At 48.7% G+C, this 15355-nt stretch carries 9 protein-coding genes and 1 tRNA gene; 4 read left to right on the top strand and 6 right to left on the bottom strand.

The window, feature by feature from the left end:
* Positions 1-149: 149 nt before the first annotated feature.
* Positions 150-1232 carry a glycosyltransferase family 1 protein gene (locus QT990_RS03495; RefSeq protein WP_333144176.1) on the top strand — a complete coding sequence of 361 codons (1083 nt, stop codon included), beginning with the start codon at positions 150-152 and terminating at the stop codon, positions 1230-1232.
* Between the two features lie 249 nt (positions 1233-1481).
* Here the strand turns inward: QT990_RS03495 and petG are convergent, their stop codons facing one another.
* A complete protein-coding gene (gene petG / locus QT990_RS03500; protein ID WP_006632329.1) occupies positions 1482-1601 on the bottom strand; it encodes a cytochrome b6-f complex subunit V in 120 nt (39 codons plus the stop codon).
* Between the two features lie 180 nt (positions 1602-1781).
* Between petG and QT990_RS03505 the strand changes: the two genes are divergently transcribed.
* A complete protein-coding gene (locus QT990_RS03505; protein WP_333144177.1) occupies positions 1782-2162 on the top strand; it encodes a c-type cytochrome in 381 nt (126 codons plus the stop codon).
* Between the two features lie 145 nt (positions 2163-2307).
* Here QT990_RS03505 and QT990_RS03510 read toward each other — a convergent pair whose 3' ends face one another.
* The 5 genes from QT990_RS03510 to QT990_RS03530 form a co-directional block, all read right to left on the bottom strand.
* On the bottom strand, positions 2308-7662 hold the full coding sequence (locus QT990_RS03510) for an SdrD B-like domain-containing protein (RefSeq protein ID WP_333144178.1): 5355 nt from the start codon (positions 7660-7662) through the stop codon (positions 2308-2310).
* Positions 7663-8655: 993 nt separating this feature from the next.
* Positions 8656-9015: an NIL domain-containing protein gene (locus QT990_RS03515; protein WP_333144179.1), complete on the bottom strand. Its 360-nt coding sequence runs from the start codon at positions 9013-9015 to the stop codon at positions 8656-8658.
* A gap of 194 nt (positions 9016-9209) precedes the next feature.
* Positions 9210-10088, bottom strand: a complete 879-nt coding sequence (cysW, locus tag QT990_RS03520) for a sulfate ABC transporter permease subunit CysW (RefSeq protein ID WP_333144180.1) — start codon at positions 10086-10088, stop codon at positions 9210-9212.
* A complete protein-coding gene (cysT, locus tag QT990_RS03525; protein WP_333144181.1) occupies positions 10078-10938 on the bottom strand; it encodes a sulfate ABC transporter permease subunit CysT in 861 nt (286 codons plus the stop codon). Before cysT ends, cysW begins: the two co-directional genes overlap by 11 nt.
* Before the next feature lie 241 nt (positions 10939-11179).
* Positions 11180-12337: a sulfate ABC transporter substrate-binding protein gene (locus QT990_RS03530; protein WP_333308926.1), complete on the bottom strand. Its 1158-nt coding sequence runs from the start codon at positions 12335-12337 to the stop codon at positions 11180-11182.
* 382 nt (positions 12338-12719) lie between these two features.
* On the opposite strand from QT990_RS03530, the gene QT990_RS03535 reads away from it, so the two are divergent.
* Entirely contained in the window at positions 12720-14876 is a 2157-nt protein-coding gene (locus tag QT990_RS03535; protein WP_333308924.1) for a WD40 domain-containing protein, read from the top strand.
* Between the two features lie 140 nt (positions 14877-15016).
* A tRNA-Thr gene (locus QT990_RS03540) sits at positions 15017-15089 on the top strand.
* Positions 15090-15355: the final 266 nt, after the last annotated feature.

The following is a 15355-nucleotide window of genomic DNA, read 5'->3' on the forward strand; positions in this document are numbered from 1 at the left end:
AACAGGCAAGATGCCTGTTCCACAAAAGATAAATTTTCTTGTGGAACAGGCATCTTGCCTGTTCCTAAAAAGCTAATGGAGAATGGTGCAATATCTCAGGTTAAATAAAAAAAAATCCCACCAAAAAACCGCAATCTACATATTATCCCATGCCCAATCCCCAATCCAACCTGCTCATCAACCTCTCCTTCCTAATTTCCAAACCAACCGGCTTAGCCATCTACGCCAAAAACCTATTTCCCCACCTAAAATCCCTCAACCCAACCTTACTAACAGCCGAAAAATTTGCCAATAACAACTGCTACCAAATCCCCGGCAACCTAACACCAGAACAAGGAACCAAAGGACACATCAACCGATTGGTGTGGACACAAACCCAACTCCCAAAAATTTACAAACAGCTAAAATCTAACCTATTATTTTCCCCAATTCCAGAAGCTCCTCTATTTGCAGGTTGCCGCTATATTATTACAGTACATGACTTGATAGCGCTGCGATTCCCCCGCCGCTTCGATCCTCTGACACCTTACCACCGCTATTACATTCCCCAAGTGCTGCGGCAGGCTCAACACGTCATCTGCGACTCAGAATCCACTGCCAAAGATATCGCTAATTTTTGCAAGATTCCTACTAATTTAATTACGCCAATTTTCCCCGGATACGACACCAGTTTTTTCCGTTTTTTAGACTTACCAACAAGCAATTATTTTCTTTATATCGGCCGCCACAATCCTTATAAAAACGTGCAGCGAGTTGTAGCAGCCTTTGCTGCTTTGCATCATAATTCCGAATACGAATTGTGGATAGCAGGTTCGGAAGACAAACGCTATACACCGCTGCTGAAGGCGCAGGTTCAAGAATTGGGATTGGTCGATCGAGTAAAATTCCTAGATTACCTCCCCGCAGCCGACTTGCCCAAAGTTATCAACCAAGCGATCGCCCTGGTTTTCCCCAGTCTTTGGGAAGGCTTCGGCCTCCCCGTGCTCGAAGCAATGGGCTGCGGCACTCCTGTCATCACATCTAACCTGTCTTCAATGCCCGAAGTGGCAGGGGGTGCAGCCTTATTAGTCAACCCCTACAGCGTCGAGGAAATTGCCTCTGCTATGCACCAGCTTGCAGTCGATGCCAAAGTTCGATCGCACTTACGGGAGCTCGGTTTGGCTAGGGCAAAACAATTTAGCTGGGAAAAAACAGGCTTGGAAACTGCTGCTATTCTCGATCGATATCTTTAACGAAGGAAGTTCGGCAACGGATTCGGTAACGGATGTAACGGATGTAACGGATGTCGAGAAGAAGGAAGAGGGAAGTTCGGCAACGGATTCGGTAACGGATGTAACGGAAGGAAGAAGGAAGAGGGAAGAGGGAAGAGGGAAGAAGTAAGTAGGCCGATTTAATGACCCATGCCCCATGCCCCATGCCCCATGCCCAATTCCCCATTCCCCCTCCCCCTGACAGGCTGAGTTAGGGACTGTAGACCCCTTTTACTTATTGATACCCAACTGATCGCCGCGCTTGTACTGCTGATAAGCAGCAAAAAACAGCCCCGCCAGAGTAACAAAGATTAGGCCCAGAACAATACCTGAAAGCAGCGGTTCTACCATGAGATCTCCTTAACGTTAAGATTTAACAACCTATTTTTAATATTACCAGCACTTACCCAGATGAATTTTCCAAAAAGCGCCCTTCCTGGAGTATTAGATCTTGCTCTCCCCGCTGCGAACGATTAAGCTATGTTATGAGAAATAAATTTTCTTGTAGATACTATTTTTAATTGAACTCCTTTGAATAACCAACTTGCCAGGAATGAAATTAAAAACCCGATCGAGCGACTTGCTATATTTGCGCTAGCGGTGTTGCTTGCCATCATCTTGGCTACGCTCACAATACGTCAATTTCAAGTCGCCGATCCTTACGTCAAAAGCGTCCTATCCCTCACGGGCAACCCGTTTCAGGGTTCCGCCATCTTTCAAATGAACTGTGCGGGTTGTCACATATCCGTTTCAGACAGTCAAGTCGGGCCCAACTTGCACGGAGTTTCCGATCGCAAATCCGAATTCGATCTGATCCGGCAAGTCACCAGCGGGCAAACCCCACCAATGCCGCAGTTTCAACCGAGTCCGCAAGAAATGGCCGACTTGCTGAAGTATCTCGAACAAATTTGACAAAAGAAGGGGAACGGAATTCATTCCCCTTCTTTGGCAGATCCTCCAAACCCATGCTTAGAGGTTGTGCTTCCCGCTAGTCCCTCTGTGTTGGGACAGCAGGCAAGTGTATGCTCGGTTCTAACTGCCGAGTTTGATCTGCGGGCTAAACCAGCAAGCTAAAACTCTGAGCCGATAACTGGCTCGGCTGCACGCCCCTGAGTATAGCCAAAATCTGGTCGCTGTTGGCGATCGCGATCGCCGTCGAGCCGTTAGTTTCGGTTAATGACAGTTGATTGAAGTCCAAGCCTCCCACCAACTTGATCGAATCAACTCCTGCGGTGAAGTTGAAAATCGTGTCAATTCCTCCCCCCGCTGACAAGACAAAGCCATTGCTGCCAATGCCGCCGACGAGGGTATCGCTGCCACTGCCGCCAAAGAGCAAATCATCGCCGGTGTCAGCAAAGAGCAAATCATCGCCGCTGCCGCCAATTAAGGTATTGTTACCCTGGCCACCGCAGAGAGTGTCATTGCCTTGATCGCCAATTAGCACGTCGTCGCCAGCGCCGCCCAACATTACGTCATCGGCTTTGCCCCCGTACAATACGTCATTGCCTTCGTCGCCAGAAAGAGAGTCGTTGCCACGATTGCCATAAATCGTATCGTTACCGCGATCGCCAAAAATCAGGTCAAACCCTTTGCCACCGAAGAGAGTATCGCTATCGATGCCTCCGTAGAGAGTATCGTTGGCTATATTGCCATTGATGTAGTCGCCGCCCCCTCGACCAAAGATCAAATCGTTGCCGATCAACCCGAAGATAGAGTCACTGCCGGCACTACCCACGATCGTATCGTCGCCGTTAGGGCCATTGATCACATTACCCGCTGAAGGAGTGCCGGCCTCATTGGGAGTAGCGATCCTGGGGAAGTTCTCAGGGCAAACCAAATCTGTCGTTACAGGTGCAGGCGTCGGCGTCGTTACAGGTGCAGGCGTCGGCGTCGTTACAGGTGCAGGTGTCGGCGTCGTTACAGGTGCAGGTGTCGGCGTCGTTACAGGTGCAGGCGTCGGCGTCGTTACAGGTGCAGGCGTCGGCGTCGGTGCAGGCGTCGGCGTCGGTACAGGTGGCAGTGGCACTGGCGGCGGAGTCGGAGTCGGCGTCGGAGTCGGCGTCGGCGCTGGGAAGTTGCCGAAGTTGATGCCGGTGACAATAGCGCCTGAAGTTAGGGCGATGTCGGCGGGTTCGGGGGTGCTTTGGGTAAACCCAGTTTGGTTGACTTCCCTGACGCGGTAGGTTCCCGGCGTTAGGTTGGCGAACAGGTAGTTGCCAGTGTTGTCTGTGGTAGTAGTAACAGGAGCAGGAGCAGTTCCAGCTACGACATTGGTTAACTGAATTTGGAAATTGGGTAAACCCGGTTCTCCAGCATCCTGAGTGCCATTGTTGTTGGTGTCTTGGAACTTCAGACCTCGGATCGCCCCCGGTTGGGGCAGGAAGTTACCGAAGTCAATGCCTGTGATGTTATCTCCACTCTTAACCGCAAAGGGGGCGGGGTTGGGGGTCGTCTGCGTCCAGCCGTTTTGCTGGACTTCCCTTACCTGGAAAGTACCTGCGGGTATGTCCTTAAGAGTGTAGTTGCCCGTGGCATCGGTGATGGTAGTGGGTTCGCCCTGCTGAAACAATCCATCCGGAGTGATACTGTCGAGGAATATTTGCCAGTTAGCTAGCCCCAATTCTCCGGCATCCTTAATGCCGTTGTTGTTGAGGTCATTGAATTTTTGACCGCTGATAGTGGCCGGCTGGAAGTTGCCGAAGTTGATATTAGCGATGTCTTGACCGCTGGTGACAGTGATGTCCGCCGGGTCGGGGGTAGTTTGCGTCCAAGTAGGCTGCAAGACTTCCCGCACCTTGTAGGTACCTGCTGGCAAGTCGAGGAATTTGTAGTTGCCTGCGGGATCGGTGTCAGTGTTCGCTTCTCCCGTGTCGAGAGTGCCGTTGTTGTTTGTATCGAGGAAGAATTTCCAATTGGGAAGTCCTAGTTCCCCGGTATCTTGTACCCCGTTGTTGTTGAGGTCATTGAACTTCAGACCACTAATCGAGTTGGGTCTGAAGTTGCCGAAATTGTTGTTTTGGGAATCTGTGCCGCTGGTGACGGCGATCGTAAACGCGCCGGGAAGAGTAGGCCTAGCTGGATTGACAGGGGGTAGAGTTTGCGTCCAGCCTGTTTGTGGCACTTCCCGCACTGTATAAGTGCCGACTGGCAAGTTGGTGAACTGGTACTTGCCGGCGACATCGGTGACGGTGGCGTTGGTGCCTGTTTCGGCTGGTACTGCATCTTGGCTGCCGCTGTCGTTGGCATCCAGGTAGATTGTCCAGCCTCCTAGGGGTTGTTCTGCTGGCGCATCTTGGATGCCATTTTTGTTGAGGTCGTTAAATTTGATCCCGCTGATTTTGCCTAGTTGGAAGTTGCCGAAGTTGGTGGGAGTGGCTGCGGTGTTGGTGATGTTGACGCCACTGTTGGTAGTGATGCTGCCAGTGGGGGCAAGAGTTGGTTGCCAATCAGGCTTTGGCACTTCCCGCAGGGTGTAGGTGCCGGGTCCAACGTCGGTAAAGGTGTAGTTGCCGGTGGGATCTGTAGTTTTGGTTTGTGCCACTGTACCGGTGGCGGCGTTAACTAACTGAATATCAAAAGGAGTTGGCGGTGCTACCTCTCCCGCGTCTAGGGCACCGTTGCCGTTTTTGTCCTCGAATTTGGTACCGCTAATGGTGATGTTTTTGAAGATACCGAAGTTGGTGGGAGTCGCTGCGGTGTTGATGACCGGAGTACCGCTTAGGGCGGTAACGGGAATTGCGGCAGCGGGAAAAGAGATCCTAGAGCCGGCTGGGGCCGTGGCTTGTATTAAATATTTGCCCGGGCCGATATCGGAGAATGTGTAATCTCCGGCTCCGGCAGTCGGTACCGGCGCACCCACGATCGTATCTGTGGCTGCTTGGAATATGCCGTCGCCGTTGGTGTCTTTGTATAAAGTGACCGTGACCTCGTTTTGTGTGGTGTCATCGGACGTGAAGCCGTCGCCTTTGAGGTCTGTGTAGGTTTTGCCCGCGATCGAGGTTTTTTTGAAATTGCCGAAGTTAGCACCGGTAACATCAGCAGTACCAGTCGTCACCGTTGGTGCCAAAGTCTGCACCCAATCGGTTTGTAACGTTTCTTCGATCGCTGTATTTGCCTTAGTATCCGTGAGAGTGTATTGGCCGAGAGTGGCAGCAACGGCAGATGTTACATTAGTCTTCGTACCTGCGGTAATAGTCCAGCCGCCTAGACCTGGTTCAGTTGCCGCGGCACCTTGCAGGCTATCCCCGTTAAGGTCGTTGAATTTCTGACCCACGACCACGGGCCCGTACTCGTAAGCACCGATGTCAATATTCGGTTTGCTGACAAGAGTATTGTCAATTTTTCGAGGAAAGCCAGTACCTCGTTGGTCAAAAGCTGTAGCGCCCACTGCCGTTATTGTCGGGTCGCCCCCACCAATTGCAGGGTTGCTGCTGGTAGTGACGGGGCTGTTGTCAACTAGGGCCAGGGTGAACGGGCCGGTAGTTGCACCGTTGAGTCCGGCAGAGGCTGCTGGAGCTAATACATTTGCCAAAGGAACCGCTAATGCCTGAGCTGTGAAACCCGTGCTAGTGCCGAGAACCCCAATCAGGTTGTTATTTCCTGTGAATGCCCCTGTAACATCTGTGTCGGTAGTAGCAACGTTGCCAGCAACGATCGTGTTTTTGACTGTAACTGTACCGCCGTTGTTGTAAATTCCTCCGGCACTAGCAATCAGACTAGCCGGTATGCCAACTGTGGCTGCTGTGGAAGTGTTATAGGCGATCGTATTATTGGTCAGAGTAGCGGTAGCACCTAAGTTGACAAAAATTGCGCCACCTGCTGCTGTACCCGCACCTGCGGCCACATTACCAGCATTGCCACCAGTAACTGTGTTGCTATATAAGGTGCTGTTGGTCATGGTCAAAGTGCCACCGCCAACAAAAATCGCGCCGCCTAAACCTGCACCGCCGCCACCAAAGCCAATAGCACCTGCACCGCCAAAAGTGCCTCCAGCGCTTGCACCATTGCCACTACCGCCACCGCCGCCGAAGCCGCCAATACCGCCAGCGCCGATAGTGCCATTGATGTTGCCAGTGCCGAGTAGACCGCCAGCACCACCGCCGCCACCAAAGGCGCCAGCACCGCCAGCACCGCCATTGCCACCATTACCCTGGGTCCCACTACCAGCAGGACCGCCAAGGCCACCGGCACCTCCACCACCGCCGCCACTACCGACAACGCTACCAGCACCACCAGTGCCGCCAATGCCACCAGCCCCACCGTTTGTCCCGCCAGCAGTAGCACCAGTACCACCAGTACCACCTTTACCGCCTGTACCGCCTGCATTTCCAGAAGTGCCTGCTTCGCCGTTTTCACCTATTCCACCTGCCAGGCCAGTGCTATCTAGACCGGTGCGACCATCTCTGCCATTTGTCCCTGCCGTACCTCCGAATAAAGTACCCAGATCGGCGCTACCACCCTTGCCACCATTCCCAGCCACACCTGCACCGCCAACGGCAGAGTTATTAGAAAAAGTAACTCTGTCAACTGTGACTGTACCGTTGTTGATAAAAAGTGCGCCACCTAAGCCCGCAGCGCCACCACCACCGGTGGTTCCCGCGTTGCCTACTGCTTTTGCGGCATCAATGGTGAGGTTTGAGATGTTAAATGTTGTGTTATCAACTACGAAGGCACGGTTGTTATTGCCGCTGATCTTGAAACCACCGCCAACAATAGTGGTGGTGTCGGTAATTCTCGGCAATTGCCCTGCGAGGGTAATATCGGCAGTGAGAGTAATCGTGTCAGTGCCGCTGTTGATGTTGGCAACATTGATGGCATTTACCAGTCCGTTAAAGTCGCCAGTCGTTTGGTTCAAGTCAGCCAGTACGCCACTGTAAGCTTCCCTCGCCTCTGCTGAAAATGCTAAAGGTGTTTCTATGTTGCCCGTAGTTACTTCTAGTTCCCAGTCTCCACCCAGTGCCGCATTCCCGGTCAAGTTATCGGACGCGGCAATATTTGCCCCGGTGAGCTGGCTCAGCCTTTCCACGAAAGCCACACCTGCTTCTGTGGCGGCGACGTTGCAACCGTAAAGTAGAATTTCGGGTTTAGCTGTAATTGAAGAGTTCGAGTTTGTTTCGGCTGCTGGCAAAGCAAACCATGTTTCTAAATAATTGCGGTAGCTTTCAATGTTGCACAGATTTAGTTCTGTTGCTCCCAGTTGCAAGCTGGCTGCTGCACCGTGAGACAAAATGTGGACGGCTGCAATGTTTTTCCGCTGTTTAAGTGTTTCGGCGATTTGCTCGATGCCGTCGCGATCGGCTTTGAGAATAACAATTTCTGTATCGGGATTGAGCGTTTCTGTTAAACTTTCACAATCTTTAACTTGTGAATCAGCAAAAACTATCTGGTGTTTCCGTTCTTTATAGATTTCCACGTTCAAATTCTCCTGGTACACGCACACATCAAATTCATATCACAAACCAACCGCAGCAACGATCGAGCTTTTTCCAGCGCGGATGAGAGTCGTTGGCGAAGCCCGCCCCTACGGGGGCTACGCCAACGAAGAGGATCGCCCCTAATTTCACCTAACCTAACTTTCACCTAAATGGAATATTGACAAAAACTTTTTTATATGCTCCCCTGCCCTAACTGAGTTAGTTTGATTGTTTAGAAGTCTTAAAGGGGGATATTGTTCCGGCTGGTACAACAATAATGTTGGAGAAGACTTGCGCGCTGTTTATTGATATGTCAGAGATGGAGAAAAAACCAGATTTTATAAAAATTGTCAATCGAATAGTTAACTGATGGCTATCTATAACCTTTCTCAGAAAGATGAGGTACTCATGGGCATAGGGCATAGGGCATAGGGCATAGGGCATAGGGTATAGGGCATACCTCACCACGCTTGAGAACCGCTATATATTTGTTAGTCAAGAGTCATCAGTCACGGTTATTAGCTGTAAGCTGGTGTTATTTGGTAGTTGTTAGCTGCTGAATTATCGGTATGTGCGATCCTCTTCGAGGGCTTCGCTAACGACCAACCGCCCTCAAATTTGTTTGTAGTGAGGAATGCAAGTCCTCTGAGTTTTATGAAGACTTGCATTCCTCACTACAAAAGTTAAAAAAGTTCTTTTACAGGAATAGATAGGACTGATTAATCCTCACCTAAAGCATCTAGGATACAAGCCCCCGGATTCATCCGTCCAGAAATAAAAAACGTGCATCCGATGAAACTTGCCCCCCGAATTTATCCGTGGGGCCAATGCTAAAATCTAAAATCTAAAATCTAAAATCTAAAATCGATTGACTCATGACTAATATTTATGGAGACTATTATACTCAAGAGACCGGGAAGAGGAAAGAAAATTTGGCGTCACCGTCCAGAATATTAACTCCTCTTCCATTTGGGGAATCCAAAACTCACTAATTACCAAGTTTCTTCATCGGGATTATTGGAATTGCTCCAGATTTCTACATCTAAATCATTGAGATACATCAGAGCCGTTTCAATCTGTTTACTTGTACCGTTCAGTTCCAAGTCAAACCAACCGTCATCTAAAGTTTTGACACCCAACAAAGCGGCATTAAAATTCACCGTCAAACCGTATTCAGAAATCAGGTTAGAAATCACAGGTTCCTGATGGTATTCTTTAGGAACACGAATGCGAATGCGGGTTTGAGTTGGTCTGCTGTCACCACTATCAGAGTGGGGAATATCTGATTCTTGGGTTCTGTGAAAATTGTCGATCGCCTCAAATTCAGATTCGCTAGTGTTGTTAGCTAACATTTGGGACTCCTAATTTTTGTTTCAGTTTACACTTTGCACCAATATCTTGTAGGATATGCCGCTGTGAGATTTTCGAGCTTCCAACCAGATTGTCGATAGCGCCGCACCTTACTAATGAATCGTTTGAGGGATGAGGTTCACAGCGCGCACCCTAAATCCCTAATGACTAATGACTAATGACTAATGACTAATGACTATTCTTCAACTTCTTTTATCCTAGTTTTGCGTTCTAAAATCTCCTTAAGCACGAGAGTAACAACTGCTAAAAGACCGAGAACTACCGCCGCCGAAAATGCCGCTTGCGTCGCGTACTGCTTGTAAGCATCCTCTACAAACAAAGGCAAAGTTTGCGTTTTCTTAGCAATATTTCCCGACACCACAGAAACAGCTCCAAATTCTCCCATTGCTCTAGCATTGGTCAAAATTACTCCGTAAAGCAATCCCCAGCGAATACTGGGAAGCGTGACATTCCAGAAAATTTGCCAGTCATTTGCTCCTAAAGTTTTTGCCGCCTCTTCTTGATCTGTTCCCACTTCTTCCAAAACAGGAATTACTTCGCGGGCCACAAAAGGCAAGGTAACAAAAGCAGTAGCTAGCACCATCCCAGGGAAGGCAAAAATAACCTTAATATTGGCCCCCTCCAGCCACGGTCCGAACCATCCCAGCCGACCGTAAAGCAGTACAATCATTAAACCTGCAACTACGGGAGAGATGGCAAAAGGCACATCTAAAAGGCTGATTAATAGCGTCCGACCCGGAAATTTGTTGCGACCAATTACCCAGGCTGCACACAAACCGAATACTGTATTTACAGGTACAACTATCAGAGAAATTACCAGGGTTAGTTGCGCTGCGTGCAGAAAATCTGGGGAGGTTAAGTTAGAAAAAAATGGCTCAAATCCCTTTCGGAAAGCTTGGTAAAAAACGTTGAGAGTAGGGATAAATAAGACAAGAGCGAGATAGCCGATCGCAATTCCGATTAAAGTTGGTTTTACCCAAGCTTTTTCCTGACTCCGACTAGAACCTGCGGGAGGAAATGTGTAACCAGCGGGTGAATTGATATTAGCCGTCATAGCGTCTTCTCCATGCTTGTAAGAGATTAATGGCGAACAGCATTGCCAGGGAAATACCTAACATGACAGTGCCGATAACTGTTGCTCCTGCATAGTCGTACTGTTCCAATCTTTGAAAAATTAATACGGGCGCGATTAAATCTTTGAACGGTATGTTAGAAGCTACAATTACAGTAGATCCGTACTCGCCAACCGCTCGCGAAAAGCCGAGTGCTACTCCGGTTAAAATAGACGGAAATAGCGGTGGCAAAACTACGCGCCAGAAAGTTTCAAATTGAGAAGCACCTAAGCACCAAGCTGCTTCTTCAATCTCTTTTTCCATCTCGTTTAAAACTGGCTGTACGGTTCTAACTATAAATGGCAAGGAAATAAATATCATCGCTATACCTACGCCCAAGCGAGTAAAGGATATCTTGATTCCCAAAGGTGCAAAAAGCGAACCAATCCAGCCGTTATCGCTGTAAACTGTGGCGAGAGTTAAACCGGCGACGGAGGTAGGCAGTGCAAAGGGCAAATCGACGACTGCATCGACAATCCGTTTTAAGGGAAAGTCGTAGCGGACTAATACCCAGGCAATTAATGTGCCGAAGACTCCGTTAATTAAGGCCGCAATTAATGCCGTAAAGAAGGTGACATCGTAGGCGGAAAGGGCGATCGGACTGGTGGCAATTTTCCAAAACTCGACCGGGTTTGCTGTGCTGGCTTTCAGCAGCATAGCTGTAACTGGGAGGAATAGCATTAAGCTGAGGTAGCCTAGGGTGATTCCCCAAGGTAATGTTATTTTGCCCAGCCCCTTTTTGATATTTTCGATCGGAGATTGAGGGTTACTGATTGCAGATGATCCAGCCATAAGTCAATAGTTTTGAGTTGGAAAGAATAATTGCTGTAGGGGCGGGTTTTACCAAAAATAATTGCCTAAAACCAATCATCTGGTAAACCCGCCCCGGCTCATTAGATAGATGTAGGGTGCGTCGCCATCCTACAATCTGCAAGGCGCGATCGCATATCTAGCAGCGAGGCGCCATACCAGATACGGGTTTTACCGATCGTATTTGACTAAAACCAATCAACTCGTAAACCCGCCCCGGCCACTACTGTTTAATTGAACCTTGGATTTTGTCAAAAACAGCTCCGTCATCGAAGAATTTTTTCTGAATATCTCCCCAACCTCCTAAGTCTTGAGCTGTAAATAGGGTTTTGATGGGGGCATATTTTTGGACAAATTCTGGTTCCGCCGCTACTGTCGCATCTACTGGGCGGAAGCCTACTTTGGCAAATTCTCGCTGAGCTTCTGGGGAGTAGAGAAACTTGACAAATGCTTCGGCGACTTCGCGAGTACCGTGTTTATCAACGTTTTTATCGACAATGGCAATGGGATTGTCGATCGAAACATTGACTTCGGGAATACTATAAGTCGGTTTTTCGCCTTTCTCACCAGCCAAAATAATCTCGTTTTCGTAGTTAATTAAGGCGTCGCCTTGCCCTTGTTTGAAAAATACGTCGGTGGCTTCGCGGGCGTCTTTAGTCAGGATGGGGACGTTTTTGTAGACTTTAGTAGTCAAGTCTAATGCTTTGGTTTCGTCTCCTCCGGTTTTAACAACCGATCCCCAGAGTGCGAGGAAATTCCAGCGGGCAACGCCTGATGTTTTAGGATCGGCAGTAATCACTTTTACTCCGTCTTTGCTTAAATCTTCCCAGGTTTTGATGCCTTTGGGATTGCCTTCGCGGGTGACTATTGCTCCTACGGATTTGCTGACTATGCCTTCGTTGGGGACTTCTTTTTCCCATCCAGGCTCAATGAGTCCGGCTTTTTCGATTTTTGCGGTGTCGAGGGCGAGGGCTAGGTGTACGATGTCTGCTTCTAAACCGTCAATTACGGCGCGAGTTTGGGAACCGGAACCGCCGTAGCTTTGGTTGAAGGTGACGGTTTGGCCTTTTTCTTTTTGCCATTGTTCTACGAATTTGGGAATTATCGCTTCGTGGGCGGCTTTGGTGACGGCGAAGGATACTAGGGTTAATTCTACGTTGCCTTTGTTGGCTGCTGGGCTAGCACCGCCTGGACTGCTGCCGGGACTGGCTGCGGGGTTGTTGGTGGTTCCCTGGCCGCAGGATGCAACGGCTAGACTTAAAGTTATTCCCACTAAAAATAGTGACACAAATCTTTTCAGCCCAGTCAATGATTTATTTGTACCGGCTGGTGGCTGTTGCGGCCAGTGAAGGTGTTGAGTTAGGCGTTGCCACGGGCTCATTATATTTGTTCCTCTAGATAAAGTACGGTTTTTAGGTAGGAATACCGTAATTATGGTTGTGAAGTACGATTATAGACAAGAGCGAGTGAAATGGCAACAAAAAAAACAAATTGGGGGAACTCAGGGTCGATCGCATATCCTGAAGTCTTTTCCGTCGGTGTTTTCTAGTCAGATTCGGGGTAAAATGTAAAGTGTATAAATAAATATTATTATTAAGTTAAGGTGCTAAGCTGGCGCGGCTGCACGATTCGCCTGCACGATACGCCTTACATATAGCATCGGCCGATCGCCCAAATCTAATAGCCCTGCCAAGAGTCCCCGCCCCAGGGGGATATGTCTGACTCGCGCGATCGCCCTTAAGTAAGAAAAAGTTTTAACTGGTATGTCCTTACCCCGCCCAGTCTCAGACACCCTAATTGAACTGTTGAAGCCTGTAGCCTCGGAATTGGGAGAAAGATTGGGAGCAAGCGCTGTCAACGAACGCTATGCAGAAATTGAGCCCTCTGGTTCTTCAGCTTTGAACCAGCAAATCAAAAAAGACCCCCGCTGGATTAAAGCACAAGTGAGATATTTGCAGCGGCAGCAGGCCAGAGAACAAGAATTAATCGCGATCGCCGACGCAGAAGAAAGGGTAAAGGAAGAACGGGCTAATCGAATTAAGGCACAAGAAGTAAGAGATAAGCGGGCAATTAGTCGGCTTTGCCGCGACTTAATGCGGGAGTTTCAATCCGAAGCAATTCGAGTTAAGCTGAACGAAATTCAAACAATTTGGGACAGGGACAACTGGTTTTCTAATTTGAGCAGGCAGGAAACTGAACAGATTTTGCAGCAGCAACAGCACCGATTGCTGCTGTTAGTTGCTCCCGCAAAAATTAGCCAAGATTGCCCCGATTCGTTTCGCCACAATCTGAATATCGAGCTGCCGGCTAAGTTAAGAGCTTTTTTGAACCAGCACTACCCCCCGCACGGAGAGTTGTGCCCGGTTCAGTTTTACGGAGACTATTTCAAAAAATCCATTTCTGATATTGATGTGGAGCGGTTGCAGACTGTGTTGTCTCCCGTACCGACAGCTATACTGTACAGCGATATCAGCGATTATGAAGTTAATTTTCATGTGGGTTTTTGGGGAGTCATCAATCAGAGCGTTTCTCTAGTGGCGATGCAGCCTTGGAATTGGGAAGAGGTTTATCACCAGTTGGAGGCGGAGGGAAAAGATAGAAAGCTGAGCTTGCGGATTATTAGGCAAATAATTGTGACAATTCACAAATTATTGGCGGCTTTTTTAGCGGATTTGTATTATTTAAATATCGATTTTACTCACGAACCTCAGCTATTTACATTAGAGGCGGAATTTGCTCAGGAATGGTTTTCTAAAGATTGGGCAAAACCGTATATTGAAACTCTTAAAGAAATTCAGGAGCAGCAGCGAATAGTCTATAAGGGAGAGATGCGGCGGCTGGCGCTGCGAGAGGCGAAAGCTAGGGCGGAACGCCAGCGTTTGGAGGAGGCTGAACTCAAACGCAGAGAGGAAGCTGAGGCTGCAGCTAAGCGCGTGAAGGAATTAGCTCACAAATTAAAACATCAGAAATGGCGGTGTGTATATACGCTGCCGGGACATTCATCGTTTGTGAATTCTCTGGCGATTAGCCCTGACGGCAAAATTTTGGCTAGCGGTAGTTGGGATAAAACTATTAAGATTTGGGATTTAGAAACCACGGAATTAATTGGCACTCTGACGGGACATTCCGATCGCGTAAATTCAGTTGCTATTAGCTATGACGGAAAAATGTTGGTCAGCGGCAGTTCGGACGAAACAATTAAGTTTTGGAATTTGCACAACGGTGATTTGCTGTGTACTTTTCCGGGACATTCTATGGAGGTGAATTCGGTGGCGATTAACCCGAAGGGCCTGGTAATTGCTAGCTGCGGCGGGGCTGATAATACGATTAAGCTTTGGAATTTGCGGAGTGGCGAGTTGCTGCGGACTTTGAGGGGTCATTCTGACAATGTGAATGCGGTGGTTTTTAGCCCAGACGGTAAAATATTGGCGAGTGGTAGTTCGGATGCGACGAGCAAGGTTTGGGATGTGGAAAGTGGCAAGTTGCTGCGGACTCTTTCGGGGTTGAATGTTGGGGTGAATTCTGTGGCGATCGCGCCGGATGGTCAGATTCTTGCTAGCGTGAGCAATGATTATACGATTAAGCTGCGGAATTTGCAGACGGGCAGTTTGTTGCGGATTTTAAATACTAATTCTGGGAGGGGAAAGGGTGTAACGAATTTAGGAACGAATGAGGCGCTGCATATTTTGCAAAATTATGTGAGTCGGGGCGAGTCGGTTGCTATCAGTCGGGACGGTTTGACTTTGGCTAGCGGGTGCGATGATAATACGATTAATATTTGGAATTTGCAGACGGGGGAGTTGTTGACCAGTCTTAAGGGACATTCGGGTACGGTGTACTCGGTGGCGATCGCACCTTCGGGCAATTTGCTCGCCAGCGGGAGTGCGGATCAGACGATTAAGATTTGGCGCTGCGATTAGTTAATTGGCAGTGGGCTGTGGGCAGCGGGCAGACAATTCCGGTTTTGCCCTTACGGGGAGGGGTTTTGAGCGAATTTGAAAAAAAAGTTGGCTGGGGGGGTTGCGCTAATCACTATAAGTTTGCTATATTAAGTTTCACTGCTGGTGTAACTCAGTTGGTAGAGTAGCTGATTTGTAATCAGCCTGTCGCAGGTTCAAATCCTGTCACCAGCTTTACTCTAAATGCTCTAAATGTTTGTATCTTAAATCCCCGACTTCTTGGAGAAGTCGGGGATTTTGGTATTCTGTTTTTTAAGAAATCAGGAGACTGCACGTGCTGTTTCCCTACAATACTACAATATTATTTTGGCGTAGGGACACCGCACTGTGCCCATTGGTGTCAACTTAAGCTGTCAGCCAGCCCAGCCCGTTAGTCAGCCCGCGAGTCCGCCAGGGAATGAATTCCCTGTCTAATAGCAAAAGTCCTCTTAAGAGGACTA

It is taken from the genome of Microcoleus sp. T3_B1, assembly GCF_036700445.1.
In the GTDB taxonomy this organism is placed as follows: domain Bacteria; phylum Cyanobacteriota; class Cyanobacteriia; order Cyanobacteriales; family Microcoleaceae; genus Microcoleus.